The sequence below is a fragment of the Streptomyces sp. 2114.4 genome (assembly GCF_900187385.1).
GTDB lineage: Bacteria > Actinomycetota > Actinomycetes > Streptomycetales > Streptomycetaceae > Streptomyces > Streptomyces mooreae.
On record NZ_FYEY01000001.1, the window covers coordinates 7,507,244 to 7,526,846 of the forward strand.

Annotated in this window: 15 protein-coding genes and 2 pseudogenes; 6 read left to right on the forward strand and 11 right to left on the reverse strand. The window is 71.5% G+C overall.

What is annotated here, in order from left to right; all coding sequences use genetic code 11:
• Window positions 1-39: 39 nt before the first annotated feature.
• Window positions 40-1,662 (reverse strand): alkaline phosphatase, encoded by a 1,623-nt coding sequence (locus tag CFW40_RS33105; RefSeq protein ID WP_088801415.1) that lies wholly within the window; start codon window positions 1,660-1,662, stop codon window positions 40-42.
• 264 nt (window positions 1,663-1,926) lie between these two features.
• Entirely contained in the window at window positions 1,927-2,769 is an 843-nt protein-coding gene (locus tag CFW40_RS33110) for an alpha/beta fold hydrolase (protein ID WP_088801416.1), read from the reverse strand.
• 384 nt (window positions 2,770-3,153) lie between these two features.
• Between CFW40_RS33110 and CFW40_RS33115 the strand changes: the two genes are divergently transcribed.
• Complete coding sequence (locus tag CFW40_RS33115; protein ID WP_088801417.1) at window positions 3,154-3,900, forward strand: GntR family transcriptional regulator; 747 nt, start codon at window positions 3,154-3,156, stop codon at window positions 3,898-3,900.
• Window positions 3,901-4,072: 172 nt separating this feature from the next.
• On the opposite strand, the gene CFW40_RS33120 is transcribed toward CFW40_RS33115, so the two are convergent.
• Window positions 4,073-5,260 carry an ROK family transcriptional regulator gene (locus CFW40_RS33120; protein ID WP_088801418.1) on the reverse strand — a complete coding sequence of 396 codons (1,188 nt, stop codon included), beginning with the start codon at window positions 5,258-5,260 and terminating at the stop codon, window positions 4,073-4,075.
• Between the two features lie 189 nt (window positions 5,261-5,449).
• Window positions 5,450-7,159, reverse strand: coding sequence for a CocE/NonD family hydrolase (locus CFW40_RS33125; RefSeq protein WP_088801419.1), 1,710 nt, complete (start codon window positions 7,157-7,159; stop codon window positions 5,450-5,452).
• A gap of 97 nt (window positions 7,160-7,256) precedes the next feature.
• Here CFW40_RS33125 and CFW40_RS33130 point away from each other — a divergent pair, with 97 nt between their 5' ends.
• Window positions 7,257-7,997, forward strand: coding sequence for a TetR/AcrR family transcriptional regulator (locus CFW40_RS33130; RefSeq protein ID WP_371127042.1), 741 nt, complete (start codon window positions 7,257-7,259; stop codon window positions 7,995-7,997).
• Between the two features lie 90 nt (window positions 7,998-8,087).
• Window positions 8,088-8,519 carry a hypothetical protein gene (locus CFW40_RS33135; protein WP_088801421.1) on the forward strand — a complete coding sequence of 144 codons (432 nt, stop codon included), beginning with the start codon at window positions 8,088-8,090 and terminating at the stop codon, window positions 8,517-8,519.
• A 33-nt stretch (window positions 8,520-8,552) separates the two neighbouring features.
• Here the strand turns inward: CFW40_RS33135 and CFW40_RS33140 are convergent, their stop codons facing one another.
• From CFW40_RS33140 to purB, 5 genes and pseudogenes are all read right to left on the reverse strand, one after another.
• Window positions 8,553-9,569, reverse strand: a complete 1,017-nt coding sequence (locus CFW40_RS33140; RefSeq protein WP_088802524.1) for a TolB-like translocation protein — start codon at window positions 9,567-9,569, stop codon at window positions 8,553-8,555.
• A gap of 41 nt (window positions 9,570-9,610) precedes the next feature.
• Window positions 9,611-10,939 (reverse strand): MFS transporter, encoded by a 1,329-nt coding sequence (locus tag CFW40_RS33145; protein ID WP_088801422.1) that lies wholly within the window; start codon window positions 10,937-10,939, stop codon window positions 9,611-9,613.
• Window position 10,940: 1 nt separating this feature from the next.
• On the reverse strand, window positions 10,941-11,819 hold the full coding sequence (locus CFW40_RS33150) for an alkaline phosphatase family protein (protein ID WP_088802525.1): 879 nt from the start codon (window positions 11,817-11,819) through the stop codon (window positions 10,941-10,943).
• A gap of 162 nt (window positions 11,820-11,981) precedes the next feature.
• Window positions 11,982-12,387: pseudogene (locus tag CFW40_RS33155) on the reverse strand (uracil-DNA glycosylase family protein).
• Between the two features lie 11 nt (window positions 12,388-12,398).
• Window positions 12,399-13,832, reverse strand: coding sequence for an adenylosuccinate lyase (gene purB, locus CFW40_RS33160; protein ID WP_088801423.1), 1,434 nt, complete (start codon window positions 13,830-13,832; stop codon window positions 12,399-12,401).
• 328 nt (window positions 13,833-14,160) lie between these two features.
• Between purB and CFW40_RS33165 the strand changes: the two are divergent.
• Both CFW40_RS33165 and CFW40_RS33170 read left to right on the forward strand, forming a co-directional pair.
• Window positions 14,161-14,550: pseudogene (locus CFW40_RS33165) on the forward strand (hypothetical protein); the annotation flags it as partial.
• Window positions 14,547-15,359 (forward strand): recombinase family protein, encoded by an 813-nt coding sequence (locus tag CFW40_RS33170; protein WP_176956300.1) that lies wholly within the window; start codon window positions 14,547-14,549, stop codon window positions 15,357-15,359. The pseudogene CFW40_RS33165 and the gene CFW40_RS33170, both read left to right, overlap by 4 nt.
• A gap of 52 nt (window positions 15,360-15,411) precedes the next feature.
• Here the strand turns inward: CFW40_RS33170 and CFW40_RS33175 are convergent, their stop codons facing one another.
• Complete coding sequence (locus CFW40_RS33175; RefSeq protein WP_143034514.1) at window positions 15,412-15,762, reverse strand: CrcB family protein; 351 nt, start codon at window positions 15,760-15,762, stop codon at window positions 15,412-15,414.
• A gap of 446 nt (window positions 15,763-16,208) precedes the next feature.
• Here CFW40_RS33175 and CFW40_RS33180 point away from each other — a divergent pair, with 446 nt between their 5' ends.
• On the forward strand, window positions 16,209-17,054 hold the full coding sequence (locus CFW40_RS33180; protein WP_088801427.1) for an MIP/aquaporin family protein: 846 nt from the start codon (window positions 16,209-16,211) through the stop codon (window positions 17,052-17,054).
• Between the two features lie 609 nt (window positions 17,055-17,663).
• Here CFW40_RS33180 and CFW40_RS33185 read toward each other — a convergent pair.
• Window positions 17,664-19,583, reverse strand: a complete 1,920-nt coding sequence (locus CFW40_RS33185; protein WP_088801428.1) for a glycosyltransferase family 39 protein — start codon at window positions 19,581-19,583, stop codon at window positions 17,664-17,666.
• Between the last annotated feature and the right edge of the window lie 20 nt (window positions 19,584-19,603).

Sequence of the window (19,603 nt, forward strand, 5' to 3'; positions counted from 1 at the left end):
GTGTCCGACGGGTAAAAGACGCAATCGACGCATTGGCCTCTACTGTCCTACCTGTCCCGGTTGCAGCACCTTGCTGAACAACGCCTCGCCGCCCTCCCGACGCAGCCGCACCGTCATCTCCCCGCTTCCTCCGTCGATATCGATCTCGCCGAAGTACTGCGGGCTCTCCGCGGGAGAGGTGTTGGCACGGTCCGGCGCTTTGATGAACGGCTGCTCGGGCCCGAATGTTCCGTCCAGCTTCACCGCCGGGTATCCGCCCGCGTTCAGCGGGCCCGACACGAACTCCCAGAACGGCGCGAAGTCCTTGAACGCGGCCCGCTCCGGCGCGTAGTGCTGCGCCGCGGTGTAGTGGACGTCCGTCGTCAGCCATACCGTGCCGGTCACCCGGTCGTGCTTGATGTGCCGCAGCAGCTCGGCCAGCTGCAGCTCGCGCCCCAGGGGAGCGCCCGGATCCCCCTGGGCCACCGCCTCGAAGTTGGTTTTGCCGTCCGGCACGACCAGCCCCAGCGGCATATCGGAGGCGATCACCTTCCACACCGCGGACGAGCGGGACAGCTCGCGTTTGAGCCAGCGCAGCTGCTCGGCCCCGAGAATGCCCTGCGGGTCGTCGGTCTGCCGGTCCGGCGAATTGGCGTTCCGGTAGCGGCGCATGTCCAGTACGAACACATCGAGCAGCGGGCCGTGGTGCACGACGCGGTAGACCCGGCCACCCCGGTCGGGCCGCAGCGTCCGGATCGGGAAATACTCGCTGAACGCGCGCAGCGAGCGCGCGGACAGCACATCCGTCTCCTTCACGGTGTACCGGTCGTCGTCGAGCAGCTGCCCCGGATACCAGTTGTTGTGCACCTCGTGGTCGTCCCACTGGGTGATCGTCGGCACCTGGGCGTTGAAGCGGCGCAGGTGGTCGTCCAGCAGGTTGTAGCGGAACGCGCCGCGGAACTCCGCCAGCGTCTCGGCGACCTTCGCCTTCTCCTCGGTCGTCACATTCCGCCAGATCCGGCCGTCCGGGAGCGTCACCCGCTCGGGGATCGGACTGTCGGCGTAGATGTTGTCGCCGCTGCACAGGAAAAAGTCCGGATTCCGGCGTCGCATGTCCTCATAGATGCGATAGCCGCCGCGGTCCGGGTTGATGCCCCAGCCCTGCCCGGCCAGATCACCGGACCAGTGGAAGCGCACGCCGTCCCGCCGCCCGTCACCGGCCCGGCCGGAATCTCTCCCGGCGTCCGTGGAGGTGCGGCCCGCGGGCGCCGTGCGGAAGGTGCCGGTGACCGGCTCGCCGGACCGCCGGGGATCGTCCGGGTCGGCGAGCAGCACCCGGTAGTGGATCTGTTCACCGGGCGGCAGGCCGTGCAGCGAGGTCACGCCGGTGAAGTCCGTCCCCGCCCCGGTCACCGGGCCGTGCCAGGTCCTGGCGTTACGGAACGACTCGGTGGCCGCGGTCTGCACCACCATCCGGGCCGGCCGGTCGGACCGTACCCACACCAGGCCCGACGAGGTGGTGACATCCCCGACCTGCACGCCCCAGTCGGCGCTCGGCCGCCCGCTGCGGGCCTGCGCCGGTGCGGCACAGGAGAGTGCGGGCAGCGCCAGTGCCGCCGAGCCGGCCGCCGCGCCCTGCAGCAGCGACCGCCGTCCGAAGCCGCCGCCGGATCCGTGCGCCATCTCCAACCTCCATGCCTCGCCCGACTTCACTGCCGCCCCGTTCGTATCGCTGTCCGGTGCCCGGCAGCCGAACGGACGGTGAACAGCGGCCCGTTCGTCTGCGCGATCCGCCCGTCGGCGGGGTTGGTCTTCGGTCCCCTACGGCCCCGCGACCCAACGGACCGGGCCATGGTCGCAAGACCCCCGGCTGATCGCCAGGATGTCGCAGGGACGTTTACGGCTTGGGTACGCGCCGCCGCGGGCCAGGGGAAGCCGGCGGACCCGCTAGGGGGTGCCCTGGCCGACGGTGTCGAGGATGACCCGCGCCACCAGCGCCGGATCGTCGTGCATCGGCACATGTCCGCAGCCCGGCAGCCGTACCAGCCGCGCGCCCGGAATCGTGTGCTTGGCGCGTACGCCCTGACGGGGGAGCAGCAGGCGGTCCCGGCTGCCCCAGCCGATCGTCACCGGGACGTCCGGCACATCGGTGGTGAACCGCACCCCCCGGCCGGCCGCCAGCGTCGGCGCGAAGCCGGGCCCCTCGCGCAGCGCCCGGGTCTCCGCCACGACGGCCGCGGCCGAACGACGGCCGGGGTGGGCGTAGATGGTGCCGGTCAGGGAAGCGCGGCCGAGTGCGGTGCGGGCCAGGGTCTCCACCACCGGCTCGGGCAGCGCCTGCGCCCCGGCGTACATACCGCGCAACACGCCGAAGGCGTACCGCCGCTCGGCCCGGGTCCAAAAGCCCGCGGGCGAGAGCGCGGTGACGGACCGGACGGCCCGCGCGCGGCCCAGCTCCAGGGCGAGCAGCCCGCCCAGCGAGTTCCCCACCACATGCGGGCGGCTGGCCCCGAGCTCCTCGAACGCCGCGATGAGCAGCGGGACGACCGACGACAACGCGTAGGAGGAACCACCGGGCAGCGCGGGGGAGGCGCCGAAGCCCGGCAGATCGAGGGCGATGACCTCATGGGAGGCGGCCAGGATGTCGCACACCGGGCGCCAGGCCTGGAGATGGTGGCCAATACCGTGCAACAGGACGACGGGGTCGCCCGCGCCCTTGCGCTCGTAGGCGACCGTGAACGGCGGCCGGTCCTCGGGGGTGACACGGGCGAAGGAGACCGGGGTGGCCATCAGAACTCCTCGGGGGTGCGGTACGTGCGGTGGTCCCGGGCGTGCGCTGACACGATGCCAGGTGTGGCTACTGCGCGGTATGGGGCCGCCGGGACGAGTAGGCGAGGCACGGCAGGCCACACGGCCGGGGTGGCCGGTACAGGCGGCTGCTACGGGCGGTTGTGCCGATCCGAAACGGATGCCGGATTGGTCTTGACCAAGGGTGGGGGCGGCCATATCGTCGGGATACTGCAACAACCTTTCATAAAGAAACGCTCATTATCGGGCGTGCAGGCGGCCCGTGAAGAAGCGGGCGTGCAGGCGGGCTCGCGAAGGCGGCGCCTCGGGGGTGGGCCCGAGCCCCACACGGGGCGCACCCCGGTAGCGGCCAGTGCGGAGGACAGGGTGGGGACCACGCAGCTCGAAACGGTGCCGGAGCCGAAGTACTGGCACCTCAAGACCGTGCTCAGCGAGGCGCTGGACTCGGAGTTCACGGTCGGCGAGATTCTGCCCAACGAGCGTGAGCTGGCCGCGCGGTTCGGCGTCGCCCGGGCCACGCTGCGGCAGGCGCTCGAACAGCTGGAGCTGGAAGGCAGACTCCAGCGTCGCCGCGGTGTGGGCACCACCGTCGCACCGCCCAGGATCGGCGTCGCCGTCGACCCCGTCCGCCACACCTGGCCCGGCGCCCCCGGTGACGACTGGCAGCCGCTCGACGCCGTCGAGAGCGATACGGTGCCCGCCGCGGTGGCCGGACTGCTGGCGACCGCCCCCGGCGACCCGGTGCACATCGTGCGCCGCAGCCGGGTCACGCACGGCCGGCCGGTGGCCGCCGAGCTGCTGTACGTCCCGGCGGCCGCGCTCCCGGAGTGCGCCCCGGCCGACTCGCTCGACGCCCCGGACCGGGCCCGCGCGGTGCTGCACGCGCTCCAGACGCTGGAGCTGGACGCCCAGGACCGTACCGTCGAGCTCGGCTCGGCGCGTGCGGAGGACGCCAGGCAACTGGACCGGCTCCCCGGCGCGCCCGTCCTCCTGGTCACCACCCGCTATGTCTCCGGGGGCCGTACGACCGCCGTCGCGGTCTCCACCTACCGCGCGGACACCTGCCGGCTGACCTTCGGGGAGAGCGACGCGGTCGCTTTGCTCGCGGGCTGAGCCGCCCGACGGCTGAGGTACGGGCTCTGCCGGACTGCGGTCCGGTGGGGCCCGTGTGCGTGCGGCCGTACGCAGCGCGGTGGCCGGGCGGGGCCTGCTGTGCGCCGCGGGCCCCGGCGCTGTGCCGTACAGGCTGCGGCGGCCGGCGGCCGTCAGTACTGGTCCGTGGTGGTCAGCGGCGGCCCGGCACCGCGTCGCGGCGCGTGGGGCGTTCCGTCACCGTGTTCTCCACCGCGAAGAGTTCGCCCTCCACATGATCGAGCGCGAGCCGCAGCGCCCCGGTGGCGACCGCCGCCTCGCCCAGCCGGGACAGGGCGACCTGCGGCGGACGCAGGCAATAGCGCGCCAACTCCGCGCGCAGCGGCTCCAGTACGCCGTCCAGCCCCGCCGCCCAGCCGCCGATCACCACCAGCTCCGGGTCGAGTGCCAGCACCAGGGCCGCGACATCGTGCACCAGCCGCCGCAGGAAACGGTCGACCGCCTCGCGGGCCTGAGCGTCCCCCTCCCGCGCCGCCGCGAAGACCGCCGCGACCTGTGCCTCGTCCAGGGGGTGCAGCGGCGTGCCGGTCGTCGACAGCAGCCTCTCCGGTGTCGCTTCACGGCCGAGCAGGTGCAGGGCGCCGATCTCCCCGGCCGCCCCGCCGAATCCGCGGTGCAGGCGTCCGCCGATCAGCGAGCCGGCTCCCGGGCTGAGTCCGGCCAGCACGAAAACGATGTCATCGGAGCCGATGGCCGCGCCCTGCCAGTGTTCGGCCACGGCGGCGGCGTTCGCGTCGTTCTCGACCAGCACCGGGCAGCGGAACGAGCGCCGCAGCCGCTCACCGAGCGGCAGACCCGTCCAGCCGGGCAGCGCCGTGCTCAGCCGTACGGTGCCGTCCGCCTCCACGATGCCGGGGCCGGCCACCCCGACGGCCCGCAGCGAAGACCGGGGCACGCCCGTGCGGCGCAGCAGCTCCGCCACCACGGCGCGGACCCGCTCCAGCCGCTCGTCGGGCGGTGCGCTCTCCTTCACGGGGCGTTGCGCGGTGTCCAGCACCCGGCCGCTCAGATCGGCCAGCAGGGCCGCGACGCGGTGCGGGCCGATCTCGATGCCCAGCAGATGCCCGGCCTCCGTACGGAACCGGAACCGGCGGGCCGGCCGTCCCTGGCGGCGGGTCCCGCCTTCCTCGGCGGCCGCCTCGGCCACCAGGCCGGTCTCGATGAGCCCTTCGACCACGCCCTCGACCGTCGGCCGGGACAGCCCCGTCACCTGGACGAGGTGGGTGAGCGTGGGGGAGTCCGCGGCGCGCAGCGCATGCAGCACCACGGCGGAGTTGATCCGTCGCAGCAGGGAGGGGTCCCCGCCGGTGAGCCGCCCCAACGTCCGTCTCCCTCACTTCGCGTGTGTGGCGGATCGTAGCCGGTCACCGGAGGGGCGGCGAGCCCCACGGGGGCGCCGGGCGGACGCAGGGGCCCGGCCCGGCGCGCGCCCGGGAGGGAGCGGAGGCGGGGCGCCTTCACCGGTGGAAAGGCAACGCAGGAGGCAGGGGGCGAAGGCGCCGGTGCTCCGTCAGCGTTCAGGGTTGGCACCGTCGGCGCCGGTGAACTCTTCGCCCGCGACCGGAAGGACGAGCCGGGACGGGTGGTGGAGCGAGACCTCGGCAGGTAGGAGCCGGGTGGCCGTCGCCGGAGGCTCGCCGGTGCCGGTGTTGCGGGCGAAGCGTGGGTGGGCGCCGCCGCTGACCTGCAGGCGGATCCGGTGTCCGGCGGGGACGGAGTAGGCGGTGGAACTCATCGGCACCGTGACGGCAGCCGGGGTGGCTCCGGTGGTGTCCGTGGTGGGGCCGGGCCGCAGGCGTCGCAGCCCGTCGCAGACGTTGGTCGAGCGGCCCCGGTCGTCGACGTCGCAGAGCCGGGCGAACACATCGGCGTGACCGGTGTCCGTGGTGACCCGTAGTTCCACGCCGACCGGCCCGAGGAGGTGTACCGGCTCGGTGAGCGGTGCGGTGGTGAAGGTCAGGACGTCGTCCCTGGCCTCCAGCGTGGTGTTGTCCTGATACCCGGCCTTGCCGGACAGCAGGGGGCCGCCGACCGAGGGCGTGGGATCGGCCGGGTCGTAGCGGAAGGAAACCGGCGCCGGGGCGTTCTCGGGCATCCGGGGGCGCAGGGTGCCGTCGCCGTCGAGGTACCAGTGGTGGGCCGTCGTCGCCGGGGGCCAGTCGGGGAGGTCCTGCCATGTCTCCCGGCCGGCCACGTGCACCCGCGCCTTCGTGGTTCGCAGGCCGCTCGGATCGTCGCACAGGTGGGCCCGCAGCCAGGCCAGGCTTTCGGCGAAGACCTCGGGCCAGCCCTGCTGCATGGCGGAGTTGTGCGTCCAGGGGCCGACGAGGAGGCTGCGGTCGCAGCCGGCCCGCCGCAGCCTGTCGTACTGCTGCAGGGTCTGGTCGAGGGCCACGTCGTGCCAGCCGGTGATCAGGCTGGTCGGCACCCTCAGGTTTTCGGCCACGGACCCCAGGTCCGCCCCGTGCCAGTGCGCGTCCTCCGGCTCGGGGTGGGTCATCGCCTCCTCCAGGAACGGCACCCTTCCGCCGAGGCCGGGCACATAGGCCGTGCCGAGCGGAAGGGCGCGCGTGATGGTGCGGAAGTGGCGCAGCAGCCGTAGTGCGGCCGACAGAAACCTCAGCGTGCCCCGGTGCTTGTGCACCATGCCCATGGAGGTGGCAAGCGTGCTCTCCAGTGCGAAGGCGCCGCCGGGGTGGAAGTAGCCGTGCAGGTCGTGCAGGCCGATCTGGATCACCATCGCGCGCAGTTCCGGCGGCGGGTCCGCGGCGAGCGCCCACTGGACGTAGCCGAGGTAGCTGGCGCCGATCGTGCCCAGCGCGCCCGTGAACCAGGACTGCCGGCGCAGCCAGTCGACGGTGGCCCGGCCGTCGGCGGCCTCGTGGCGCCACAGGTCGAAGGTGCCGCCCGACCCTCCGGTGCCGCGGCAGCTCTGCAGGACGACGTGGAAGCCCTGTTCGGCGAAGAGCACGCCGTACATCGGCGCCCAGGGGAAGCCCCGGCCGTACGGCGAGCGGACCAGGAGCGTCGGGAAGTCGCCCTCGGCCAGGGGGAAGTAGTGGTCGGTCAGCAGTGCGCTGCCGTCGGCCGCGGGGACCGCGAGGCCGGGTTCGTAGGCGATGTCGTGGAGCTTGGGCGGCAGCCCCCGGAAGGTGCGCCGCAGGGCGCGTATGTGCAGGGGCGGCTGCTTCGCGGACGCGTGGTGCGTGGTCGTCGTCATGGTGCCTCGATTCCTGGAGCGGGCTCCGCCATATTTCCAGTACGTTGTACGAGAATAGCGTGTGGTGGGATGGCACCAGGACAGAGGAGAGGTTGCCGTGGCCCGTACAGGAGGCTCGTCAGGGCGTCGTGCCGGTGTGGATCCCGAGTTGCTCTGGTCGCGGGCCGAACGCCCGCGACGGGGCAGGCCCCCGGCGCACGACCGCGCCGCGATCACCGCCGAGGCCGTTGCCCTCGCCGACACCGAAGGGCTCGCCGCGGTCACGATGCGCGCCGTCGCGGGCCGGATCGGAGCGGGAACGATGTCCCTCTACAGCTATGTCCCCAACAAGGAGACGCTGCTGGAGCTCATGATCGACCAGGTCGGCGGCGACCACCGGCTGCCGCCCGAGCCCTCCGGCGACTGGCGCGCCGACCTCCGGCGGATCGCCCACGAGCAGCGCGCGATCATGCACCGCCACCCCTGGCTGCCGGGCGCCCTGCCCGCGCAGCAGACGCTCGGCCCGAACACCCTCGCCGTATGGGAGTACACCCTCGCCGCCCTCGCCCCCGCCGGCCTCGATGCCCGGGCGAGGCTGGAGACCTTCAGCCTGCTCACCGGCTTCGTGGCCAGCCACGTCCTGTACGAACTCGCCCAGGAACGGGCGGTCGAGGCGGCCGGCCGCACCTCCGGCGAACTCCTCGATGCACAGGCCCGCTACCTCAAGACCGCTGCCGCCGCCGGCAGCTTTCCCCATCTCGCCGACGCGCTGGAGGAGACGGGCAACGACCCGGCCCCGCAAGCCGTTTTCGACCGCCTTCTCGACCGCATGATCAACGGTCTTACGGCGGCGACATGACCCCGGCACCGGCGCTCCCGCCGGGGCGCCCCACCGCGGCCGCACGGCGGGGGAGAGTCAATTGTCAGACCCGGGCGGTTTACTGACGGCATGACCGCTGACACGTATCTGGCCACCATCGACCGGTTGCGGCTCCGGGATTTCCCCGCTGTGCGGGCCCGGTCCGCCATGGTCGAGAGCGGGCCGGGGTTCCACATAGCCGGTCTGCGGGTCAGCCAGAATTTCTGGGACGCGGACCTCGTCGAGGTGGCCGAGGCCGCGGAGGAGTTCGAGGCCGAGCTGACGGTGCTGGTACAGGCGCTGTCGTTACGGTGGGGCGAGCCCGAAACGCTCGATCTCACCGCCTGCTTGGAACGGTCGGCGAGGGGCCTGCCCGTCCCGCCGCCGCTGGACACGCTGTGCGGATATGTCCCGCGGATGCACGGCTGGCGGGTGCAGGGCCGGTGGATCGGGGTGGGTGTGGGGCAGGGTGACCGGGAGCTGCCCTTCCAACTGCTGGTGGCGGTGGGGGAGGGGAGGTGACGCGGCTGCGGACGCGGATACCGTGCCGCGGTGTCAGCGGGGGAAGACGGGGGCGAGCGCCGCGGTGACGAGCCGGTGCGGGGCGCCGGTGCCGTCGGCGGGGACGGTCCACAGGTCCGAGCCGAAGTCGCCCGGCAGGGAGTAGACGAGAGTGTGGTTGTCGCGCCAGACGGCCTGGTCGTCGACGTTGCGGTGTTCGCCGGTCGCCCTCTCGTGCAAGGTGCGCAGATCGAGGACGAACAAACGCCACGGAGCATTGGGGTCCGCGCCCTTGACGCGCTTCTTGTACGCGAGCCGGGTGCCGTCGGGGGAGAGCGAGGGGCATTCGACGTTGGGGTGCAGCGCCCGGAGGGTGCGGGTGGTGCGGTTGCCGCGGACGAGGTAGGTCCTTCCGGCCGTGGCGGCGGTGGCGTAGAAGTGGGTGTCGTCGGCGAAGGTGACGCCCCAGACGTTCACATCGGCCGCGTGCACCGGCCGCCCGTCGACGGTCAGGGCATAGGTCTCCAGGTTGGCGTCCAGATGCCGGCCGCGGGTGTCGACGACGGAGGTACGGGTGGAGAAGGCGGTACCCGCGTAGGAGTCCCCGCTGACGAATATCGTCCAGGCGACGGTACGGCCGCTGGGGGAGACCCGGCCGCGGGTGGGGGTGCCGGCCAGGCCGTAGTGGCGCAGCGGGCGCAGGCGCTTGTCGAGGATCACGGCCCGGTAGGTGTCGCGGAGCGTGCCGTGGACCGCCTGGAGGCAGAGGCCGGTGCCGGCGGCCGCGTGGAAGCGCAGGCAGCGGACGCCGGATGCGGTGCGCGGGCCGGTGAGCCGGCCGGCCGGGACGGCGGTGATCTCGTCGCGGTGCGGGCCCCAGGCCATGGTGCGGAACAGGCTGTGGTGCGGGTCGTCCAGGCGTACGGCACCGGAGGCCACCGCGGGGCCGCCCGCCTGGGTGTGCTCCTTGCGGGCGGCGCGCCCCGCGGCGTGCAGCGTCGCGCCGACGGCGACCCCGCCGAGCACGAGCACGGTGACGAGCAGGAGGACCAGGCGTGCGCCGCGGCTCAGGGGGGTGCGGCTCAGGGGAGTACGGCTCCCGGGGATGCGGCTCACCGTGCGTCCTTTGCGGGGGAATTCGAGGCCGGCGCCGGGACGGCACGGCGCAGAAGGAAGGCGCTGACGGCCGCGGCGAGCGCCAGACCGATGACGGCGGTCAGGACGGCGGTGCGGTCACCCCAGGCCGTCCAGGCGGCGCCGAAGGCGAGGGAGCAGACGAACCGGGCGGCGGTCTGGCCGGTCTGCACCACGGCCAGACCACTGCCGCGGGCGTCCTCGGGCACCGCATCGGCGGTCGCCGCCGCCAGCACTCCGTCGGTCGCCGCATAGAACGAGCCGTGCAGCACCAGCACGGCACAGACCAGGGCCGCACCGCCGGCCGACGGCACCAGCAGCAGCCCGTAAGCGCCCAGCAGCGCCAGATGCCCGGCAAGGAACAGCCGCCGGCGGCCGATCCGGTCGGCGACGGCCCCCAACGGCACCGCCAGCAGCAAGAACGCCGCGGCCGTGCCCAGCGGAAGCAGCGGGAACCAGCCCGTCGGCAGATCGAGCCGCCGCTGCAGGGTCAGATACAGAAAGGAGTCGCTGACGGTCGTCAGCCCCAGCAGCACCGCACACCCGGTCAGCCGGCGCACCTCCGGCCGTGCCAGCAGGGCGCGCACCGGCGTCCGGGGCCCGGCCGGGGCCCGGACGCCGGTGGCCTGCGCGGCATCCGGGAGGCGGCGCGGGACGAACAGCACAAGGACGACCACACCCAGCACGGCCACACAGAAGCTGACCGTGAAGACCGCGTCGTAGCCTTCCGCCGCCACCCGCAGCAGCAAGAACGCCACCAGCGGCCCGCACAGCGCGCCTGCCGTGTCCATGGCCCGGTGCACCCCGAACGCCCGGCCCCGGACGGCCGGTTCGGCGGCCAGGGAGATCATCGCGTCCCGCGGCGCGGTCCGCAGACCCTTGCCGGTGCGGTCCATCGCCAGCACCGCCCCGATCAACGGCAACGAGTGCACCATCAGCAACAGCGGTTTGCACAGCGCGGAGAGCCCGTACCCCACCGCGGCCACCGTCTTGTGGCCGCCGCCCCCGCCCCGGTCCGACAACCGGCCCCCCACCAGCCGGACCAGCGCGCTCACCCCGTTGTAGACCCCGTCCAGCACCCCGAACCCCCAAGGAGAAAGCCCGAGTTCGGAGACGAGGTAGAGCGGGAGCACGGCGGTGACCATCTCCGAGGAGATGTCCGTGATGAGGCTGACGGTGCCCAGTACGAGCACTGTCGGGGGGAGGGCGGATACGGCGCGCCGAAGCGGACGGCGGTCCGTCGTGGCGCGCCGGTCACGCGGCGGCGCGGAGGCCGAGGGGGCGGAGCGGCGGTCCGCGAGGTACACGTCAGCCGGCCCAGATGCCGCTGATGTCCTTGGCGCCTGCGGCGTTGCCCGCGTGTGAGGTGCCGTACATGTCCTCGAGGGTGCGCAGGACGTCGTAGTGGTTGTAGGTGGTGGCGGAGGTGGCGCCCGCCTTCACCGGCTGGCCGTAGAGCACGGTCGGGATGCGGTTTCCGCTGAGCCGGTCGTCCTCGTCGAAGGTGAGCAGCAGCAGGCTGTTGTGGGTCTTCGCCCAGTCCGCATAGCTCTTGAGGTGGTCCTTCAGCCAGGTGTCGCCGCTGGACACCGAGCAGTCGTGCATATCGCTGCACAGGTTCGGCACGACGAAGGACACGGTCGGCAGCTTCGAGAAGTCGGTGGGAAAGGCGTCGAAGGTGTGCGCCGAGCCGGTGGAGACATTGCCGAAGCCGAACCACGGGTTGTGCTTCTGCGCGTATGTGCCGCTCTTGCAGGTGGTGGAGCCCTCGGACGGCAGCGACTCGTTGTAGCTCGCCCAGGACTTGCCGGCCGCCGTCACCTCGGAGGCGAGGTTGGGGGCGTCGCTGAAGCCCGGGTCGACGCAGCTGTCGTCGGTGACGCCCTGGGTGTCACCGGAGAAGAGCGCGTAGTAGTTGGGCTGGCTGGGGTGGGTCTCGGCGTAGGAGGCGGTGAGACTGGCGCCCCCGGAGGCCAGGGAGTTGATGTAGGGGGCGCCGGAGCTGCCGATCACCTGGCTGTAGGCGTGGTTCTCGAAGACCACCACGACCACGTGGTCGGGGGTCGGCAGGGCGGCCACGGCCGGTTCGGCGCCGAAGCCGTTGCCCGCCCAGACGCCGAGCCCGGTGCCGGCGAGGGCGAACACCCCGGCGAGTGCGGTGACTTCGAGACGGCGGGAGCGGCGGATGCGGTGGGAGGAGGGGGACGCTGCGGCGGAGGGGGACTCGGAGAGGGCAGGCACAGGAGTCTCCGTACGGGAGTGGGGGCTGCGCGGGCGGCGTCAGAGTAGAGGCGTCGGGTAGGCATGTACATGCCTTCAAGATGGCCGACGGCCGAACGGTGGACGACCTTATGCGCCGTCGTCCGCCGCGAACGCCGCGGCGCGCAGCCTGCCGTACTCCTCGGCCGGCGTCGCCGGCGTCCAATGGGCGTTGAGCCCACTCGGGTTGGGCAGCGCCCAAATACGGGTGTCGCCGAGGGTGCGCTCCTGCGGCCCGATCTTCGCGTGCTTGTCGTCGAAGGCGACGCGATAGGCCGTGACACCGGCGACGGCGAGCCGGCGCGGGCGCAGCCGGGCCACCTTCTCGGCCAGCAGCCGGCCACCCTCGCGGTACTCCTGGGCGGTCAGCTCATCGGCCCTGGCGGTCGCCCGGGCCACGACATTGGTGGCAGAAGAGCACGCGAAGGCCGCTCGCGGCCACGTCGGGGACGAGGCGGTCGCGAGCGGCTTCCAGCTCTTCGGGGGTGAAGCGCACGGGCCCTCGGGTCAGAGGATCGAGCCGGGCGTGTAGGCCGCGGCCTCCGGGTGCTGCCCCGCGATCTCCTCGATCTGGGCGACGACGGACGCCACCTGGTCGGCCGCCGCACCGGTGAAGGAGAGCTTGTCCGCCATCAGGGCGTCCAACTGCGCCTTGTCCAGCGGGATCCGCGCGTCCGCGGCGAGCTTGTCCAGCAGCTCGTTGCGCTCCACGCCCTGCTCGCGCATCGCCAGCGCCGACGCGACCGCGTTCTCCTTGATCGCCTCGTGCGCCTCCTCGCGGCCCACCCCGGCGCGTACGGCACCCATCAGCACCTTGGTGGTGGCGAGGAAGGGCAGGTAGCGGTCCAGCTCGCGGGCGATGACGGCGGGGAAGGCGCCGAACTCGTCGAGCACGGTCAGGAACGTCTCCAGCAGGCCGTCCAGCGCGAAGAACGCGTCCGGCAGCGCGACCCGGCGCACCACCGAGCAGGACACGTCGCCCTCGTTCCACTGGTCACCGGAGAGCTCACCGGCCATCGAGGCGTAGCCGCGCAGGATCACCATCAGACCGTTGACGCGCTCGCAGGAGCGGGTGTTCATCTTGTGCGGCATCGCCGAGGAGCCGACCTGGCCGGGCTTGAAGCCCTCGGTGACCAGCTCGTGCCCGGCCATCAGCCGGATGGTCTTGGCCAGCGAGGACGGGGCGGCGGCCAGCTGCACCAGCGAGGTGACCACGTCGTAGTCGAGCGAGCGCGGGTAGACCTGGCCGACGGAGACGAAGGCCTGGCCGAAGCCGAGGTGCGCGGCGATCCGCTGCTCCAGATCGGCGAGCTTGGCGGCGTCACCGCCGAGCAGGTCGAGCATGTCCTGAGCGGTGCCGACCGGGCCCTTGATACCGCGCAGCGGGTAGCGGGAGAGCAGGTCCTCCAGCCGGCCGTACGCCACCAGCAGCTCATCGGCGGCGGTCGCGAAGCGCTTGCCCAGCGTCGTGGTCTGCGCGGCGACATTGTGCGAGCGGCCCGCCAGCACCAGTTCGGCGTGCTGGCCGGCCAGCGAGCCCAGACGCGCCAGCACGGCGACCGTACGGTCCCGCATCAGCTCCAGGGACAGCCGCACCTGCAGCTGCTCGACGTTCTCGGTCAGGTCGCGGGAGGTCATGCCCTTGTGGACCTGCTCATGGCCGGCGAGGGCGTTGAACTCCTCGATGCGGGCCTTGACGTCGTGCCGGGTGACCTTCTCGCGCTCGGCGATGGAGGCCAGGTCGACGGTCTCCAGGACCCGCTCGTAGTCGGCGAGCGCCTGCTCGGGGACCTCCACCCCCAGGTCCTTCTGCGCGCGCAGCACGGCGAGCCACAGCTTCCGCTCCAGCTTGACCTTGTACTCGGGGGACCACAGCACGGCCAGCTCCGCGGAGGCGTAGCGGCCGGCCAGGACATTGGGGATGCGAGGCTTCGCAGACACAGCAGTCACGTGGTGAGAGTCTACTGGCGGTTTACGCAGGTCGGCGCCCCGGTCCCGGCTGTACGTTCCTCCAAGCATTCTTCCCGGCATTCCCCGGGCCGGGACGCCGGGGGCCGCACCCGGCATTCCCCGGCCCGGGGGCGGGAGGTCAGCCCTCGTACGGCAGCAGCTCGGGGCGCTTCGCCGGGCGGCCGTCGACCACCACCGAAAGCAGTCCACCGACACGCAGGAGGCCTCCGGGCGTCGCTGGGCTGACCGCAACGGCTACACCGTCCGTCATGTGTGGGGAGATCTGGCGTCCGGCTATTAGGCGGATGCCAAGCGTCCTGATTTCGACAAAGCGCTGGCAGCGCTACGGAACCGTGAGACCTCGGCGCTGTGGTGCTACATGGTGGACCGGTTCTCTCGCCAGGGTGCCCGTGCTGTCCTCGACGTGATCGACCCGGCAGACGGCACCGAGCCCGGCCGCCTGATCTTTGAGTACGACAACAACCTTGACTCCGCGAACGAGCGAGACAAGCGCCGGATCTTGAACCGGGCGATGGGCGCAAAGGAATACAGCGATCAGCTTTCCGCGCGTACGAGGGACACCGAGCAGCGGCAGTGGGTTACGGCTCAGCCCTCGTACGGCTACCGCGTAGAGATCATCGGCAAGCGCCGTCAGCTCGTGCCTGACCCTGACCCAGCCAAGTCGTGCAGGAGATCTGCCGGCGAGTGAGCGCTGGCGAATCTGCGCGGACGATCTCCGGTGACGTGAAAGCGCGAGGCATTCCGGGACCGTCTGGGGGCGCGTGGCGGCACGCAGCGATGAGCCGGACCATCTCGCACCCTGCCTACGCGGGATGGCAGGTGATCAAGGAGGGGCGGCGGCTCGTCGCCTACCGGAACGAGGCAGGGGAGCGCGTCGGCCTGCGCACGGAGCTGGTGGATGAGGCTGGTCAGCGGCATGCACAGGGCGTGGCGGCGGGCAAGGTCCGTCCGCTGGCCGGCGACGGATTTCCGGGCGCTGGGAAGGCGTCTCACCTCCTCACTGACCTGCTGCGCTGTGACGGGTGTAAGCGCGCGATGACTTTCCGTGCGCCCGTTCCTTCTCGTACAAGTGCGAGAGGAACGGGCGCGCGGCCTCTGCCCGGCTCCAGCGTCCGCGTACGCCGGCGCACTCGAACGGAGGCCGTCGGCCGTCGGCTCAACGTCGTCATGGCGCTGGAACCGACCGACGCTCCGGCGGTCAAGATCGCGGAGCGCTGGACGGCTCTGACGCTTCCCGAGGAGACCGAAGAGGCGAGGGGAGCGCGGGAAGCGTTCGTCGCTGCAGAATCGTCCCTGGGGCGCCTTATGGCGGACAGGCAGGCAGGGCTGTACGACGGTCCGGCTGCCCGCTACTTTGCTCCGCTGCATCGTGACGCGATCGACGCCGTGGAGGCCGCGCAGAAGCATGTGGAAGCCGTTGCCCCGCGTGCTGTCATCGACACGAGCATCGTGGACGACGGCCAACTGCAACGATGCTTCTGGCTGGATGCATGGTGATGAAGACACTGTCCCCCACCCGGCAAGTGCGGTGGTTCCGGCGGATGCAGCCTCAACTGAGGCTGAGAAAGGCCCCCATGGCTGCGGCGGACACCCCGATGAACCAGCCGGTCAAGGAGTTGAGCAGCGCGCCCCCGAGTCGACCGCTTACGAGCAACCGACTGGCCTCGTGGCCGCAGAAGCTGAATGCGGTGACTACCCCGCCCAGCAGAATCGTGCCGCTGGTCATCCGATGCAGGTAGGCCCACCCCGCCAGCACGCCCAACAGGAAGCACCCGACGAAATTGAGGACGAACGAAACCCAGTGCGTAGGATCCCGGAAGCGCGCCCGAAGGCGCTGCTCCATCCCGTACCGCAGCGCCCCGCCGCTGAATCCGCCCAGCAGCATCAGTAGTAGAGACACGGGAATCTCCCTCTCGCGAAACGCTCGGTAACGGAGTCGTGGTCGCGCCGCCGGCTGGTATGACGCGAGGGGTATCGCGCAGCGGACGCGGCTCACCGGCCGATAGCGGAGTCTGCCTCTTGCAGCTGTGATCGACCCTCTCGAACGGCACGTCAGGTGGATAACGTTGACGCTGCCCAGTCGAAACGTCGCGGTTTCGGCGAACCGTTCTGCCCGGCTTCTGCACAATATCTCGTGGCTCCCGGCCGGGAGTCCCCTCGCGCGCGGGCCGAATCACCGAATGTCACAGGACAACTCAGACGGAGCAACGGCATGGCTCCGTCGGAGTGATTACCCCTTGTCAGTCGGACTCCGGGTGGCGTGAGGTCCGCAGTCCCATCATGATCAGGCCCAAGGTCCGACGCCGGCACACTGAGCTCTGAATTGCCGAGGAGACGCCGATATCCATGAGCGAACCGGTTCACAAGCCACAGATTTTCCGCGAAATGTCCGCGGAATTCGTCGGTACGATGGTCCTCATTCTCTTCGGGTGCGGCGTCGTGGCTCAGGTGGTAGCGGGAGGTGCCCTCACCGATCCGAAGGGCGGACTGGGCAACCACGACAGCATCGCCTGGGCCTGGGGGCTGGGCGTCACACTCGGCGTCTACGTCGCGGCCCGCCTCAGCGGCGCCCATCTCAACCCGGCCGTGACGCTGTCCCTGGCCACCTTCAGGGGCTTCCCGTGGGCCAAGGTCGCGCCCTACGCCCTCGCCCAGACAGCCGGCGCCTTCGTCGCCGCACTGCTGGTGCGCTGGAACTACACCGAGGTGTTGGCTCGGGCTGATCCGACGCACAGCATCAAGACGCAGTTCGTCTTTTCCACACTTCCGGGGAACGGTTCGACCACGGCCGGAATCCACGAGTGGGGCGCTTTCCGTGACCAAGTGATCGGCACCGCCCTGCTGCTGCTCCTCATCTTCGCTATCACCGACCTGCTGAACACGCCGCCCGGCGCCAATTTGGCGCCCTTGATCATCGGCTTGGTCGTGGTCGCCATCGGCATGGCCTTCGGCACCGACGCCGGCTACGCGATCAACCCGGCACGCGACTTCGGCCCCAGACTCGCCAGCTTCATCACGGGCTATCGAGGCGCCTGGCGAGACCAGTGGGGCAACCTGTATTTCTGGGTGCCCATCGTCGGACCGCTAATCGGCGGCGTTCTCGGCGCCGGCATCTACAAGTTTCTTATCGGCAACTTCCTGCCCACTGCCGAACCTGAGCCCCCCGGCCGGGTCCCCGCCCCGGAGTCGTAGTCACGAACCATGCCGACCGCGGCCTCGTACAGCCCTGGGGACGAGCCGCGCTGAACGACGTCGCCACGCCGGGCAATCTCTCCCGCGTGGCTTTGTCAGTAGGTACCGGTTCTGGCTCACATGCTGTGACGTTGCACGGCGCCGGCGCGGGTCGGCCGAGGGGCGCTCTGGCAGCCTGGATGAACTCTGCGAGCAGAGCGACCGCTCGCTGCTCCCGCCGATACGGATCGGTAGGCACCTCGTATCGCCAGGACAGATCTGCTCTCCGTCATGCAGGTCAGTGCCAGTTACGCGACTGAATGATCACAACGCTGTCGGCAGCGCCGTTCCCTCGCGCCACTTCAGGATCAAATGGCGCGAGGGCACGGCCTGCTGACCAGAGGGAACTACGCTCGGTAGTTATCGCTTGGGGCCCGTAGTGCTTTCCGCGCGCTGTGCTGTGGAGGTGCCCGCCGAGGGCCTCGCACTGGCCGACGTAGGTGACGCCCCATCAGCGAGGGTGCGAAGCCGTCGTCTGTCCCGGATGCGGAGTGACGATGCAGCCGCCTGCGTACGGGAGCCGTCGCTGTTCGTGAGTGTGTGGGCCGCGGAACTCGCCGTGGGGGGAGGTCATTTGCCTCCAGCGCAGTCGTAGAGGGTGAAGCTTCCGTCCGAGATCTGACCGTAGGCGCTTGGGGAGACGGGGGTGCAGCTTTTCTTCACCCAGACCGACGCCGGAGTGGACGGTCGGCGCGTGGTGAGGAGGGCGTAGCGCAGTTGGTGGGCGAAGACCAGGTCCCTGAGCCGTGGTGCGGTCGGATAGGGGGTCAGGCCGGTGAAGCCGCCCATGACCAGGAGGGGTTGGGGGGTGGCGCGCAGCAGGGGCTCGGCGCCGTACGCGGCTTGGGTGGCGAGCAGGTACTTCTCCCCGGAACGGTGCGCGGAGAGGTAGTGCAGCAGTGCGGTGTCCCGTGCGGACGGTGTGTTCAGGGGGTTCCGGAGGACCTTGGCCCGGTGATGGTGCGTACCGTGGAAGCCGGGGCCGACGGGGCCGGCCAGGGGTTCGATCGGTGAGCCGGGGTAGCGCGGGTTCAGGCAGGAGACGGCCCAGACGGCCGGGGCGAGGAGTACGGCCGCCAGCGACGCCGCCAGGGCGCTGTGCATGGCCGCTCGTGTGGTGCGGGGCCCGCTGGTCCACAGTCCGACGGTCCCGCACAGGCCGAGCATCAGCACCACCGGCAGCAGCCAGGGCGCGAATTCGCTGTGCGGGCCGTCGATGACCGCGGCCCACAGTGCCGTGAGCCCGACGGCGACGGGCAGCGCCGCCCGGCGTCGGCCGCCGGCGCGGTACTCGGACCGGAAGAGCGCGATTCCGCCACCGGTCAGCGCGGCGAGGGCCGGGGCCAGTACGGCCGTGTAGTAGCCGTGGTTGCCGTTGGAGTTGCTGAAGACCACGAGGTGCATCACCAGCCAGCCGCCCCAGAGCAGGAACCCGGCCCGCGGCCCGTCGGTGCGCGGTCGTCCGGCGCGCCACCACACGCCCAGCGCCAAGGCCAGTACGGCGAGCGGCAGAAGCCAGGCGATCTGCGGGCCCACGTCATGGTTGACCACCATGCTCCACCCCGTGTTCCCGCTGGTGCGGCTGGCGGTGGTGCCGGCGACGGCGCCCAGCGCGTGCGGGTCGTGGCCGAAGCGGCTCAGCCCGTTGTAGCCGAAGACCAGGGTGAAGGGGTTGTTGTTGCTGGTTCCGTCGAGGTAGGGACGGCTCGCGGCGGGGGAGGCCCAGACCAGCAGCAGCCAGGAGCAGGAGACGACGAGTGCGGTGAACCCGGCGAGCAGCACCCGCCGGGCCCGGTCCCACCAAGGGCCGGGCGCTGCGAACTGGTACACCGCGGCGAAGACCGGCAGGACGAGCCAGGCCTGGAGCATCTTGGCCTGGAAGGCCAGTCCCACCCATGCCCCGCAGACGAGCAGCGGAAGCAGTCTCCCGGTACGGACGGCCTTCTGCAGCGACCCCGCCGCCAGGACCAGCAGCAGGACGAGCAGGGTGTCGGGGATGTTGTGCCGGTTGAGCGCGACGGTGACCGGGGTGAGGGTGAGCGCCAGCGCGGCCAGCAGCCCTGCCAACGGCCCGGCCCAGGCACGCACGATCCGGTGCAGCGCCCAGACGGCGAGGAGGCCCTCCAGCACCTGCGGCAGTACCGCCGCCCAGTTGTACGGCCCGAGGACCCGGACGGAAAGGGCCTGCGGCCACAGCGCTCCGGGGATTTTGTCCAGGCTGATCGAGCCGCTCGGGTCGAGCCCGCCGAAGACGAAGGCGTGCCAGTCCGCCGCCATCGACCGCACGGCCGCGCTGTAGTACGGGTGCACCGCGGCACGCCCGAGGGCCCAGGTGTAGAGCACCGCGGCGGCTGCCAGGATCAGCAGCAGGGCGTATGACTCCCGGCTGAGGGGGGTGGGTTGCCGGAGCTTGGCGCGGAGGGCGCGGCTGATGTCGCGGATGCGGTCGCGGCGGTCGGTGGGGTCCCGGGTGAGGGGGACGGTGGCCATGGCGGGGTCTCTCCTGGGGC